Source organism: Photorhabdus namnaonensis, from assembly GCF_001684335.1.
Classification (GTDB): Bacteria; Pseudomonadota; Gammaproteobacteria; order Enterobacterales; family Enterobacteriaceae; genus Photorhabdus; species Photorhabdus namnaonensis.
On the sequence record NZ_LOIC01000058.1, the window covers coordinates 1 to 966 of the forward strand.

The window sequence follows — 966 nt, forward strand, 5'->3', positions numbered from 1 at the left end:
CCGGCTGACGACGCTGCGCGCCCCGGAAGGGACCACCCGTTATCATTACGACATCCTGGGCCGGCTGTTAACCGTGGACTCCCCGGACAGCGCCCTGCATTTTGAATATGACGAGCAGGACCGGATAGTGCGAGAAATTCAGCCGCACGGCGAGATTCTGCGTCACTACCCGGATAACCGCACGGCAGAACGGCAGTTGCTGACCGGCGAAACAGCGCCGGTTGCCGGCCCTGCCCGGTTTACCGGCCAGACCCACCTCTGCCGCTGGCAGAGCCGGCTGGAAGTCAACCGGGTGGGGGAGCTGATTACGCTGGCGCTGGAGGAACAATCACCCCTGACCATCGAGCGGGATGACGCCGGCCGGGACACGGGCCGTTATGTGGACGGGGGATTTATTCTGCGTCAGCAGTACAGCCTGATGGGGCAGTTAACCGCGCAACGGGCGGGCCGTAATCCCTATTTCTTCCGGCCGGCTGAGCTGGACGAGATTGAGGGACCGGCTTACGCGGGGGTGGCCCGCCAGTATACATATGACGCGGCGCTGAACCTGACCGCCGCCAGTGATAACGGGCAGCAGCTGGACTACCTTCTCAACGGCAACGGTCAGGTGATGTCGGTGGGAGAAGGCCGGACACTGCGGGAGCATTATCAGTATGATGAAACCGGGTACCCGTCAAGACGGTTTGACGGGGTGCAGGAGATTATGGGGGAAACCCTCTATCAGGAGGGGCATCGCCTGAACTGGGTGGGCTCGCACCGGTTTGTTTACGACCGGGCCGGGCGCATGCGGGAGAAGCAGTTTTTAGCGGAAGGTTGCCGGCTGGCGCTGACGAAATACCGGTGGAACAGCCAGAATCAGCTGACCGGCCTTATCACCCCGGACGGGATACCGTGGGAATATCGCTATGATGCCTTCGGACGGCGGACAGAAAAACGGTGTATCCAAAGCGGTAAGCTGACCACCTA

1 protein-coding gene is annotated in these 966 nt (G+C 61.6%); it reads left to right on the top strand.

The genetic code is table 11. The features are described 5' to 3' along the window. Positions 1 to 966: RHS repeat domain-containing protein (locus Phpb_RS09945; RefSeq protein WP_476742268.1), on the top strand; the 966-nt coding region annotated here is incomplete at both ends.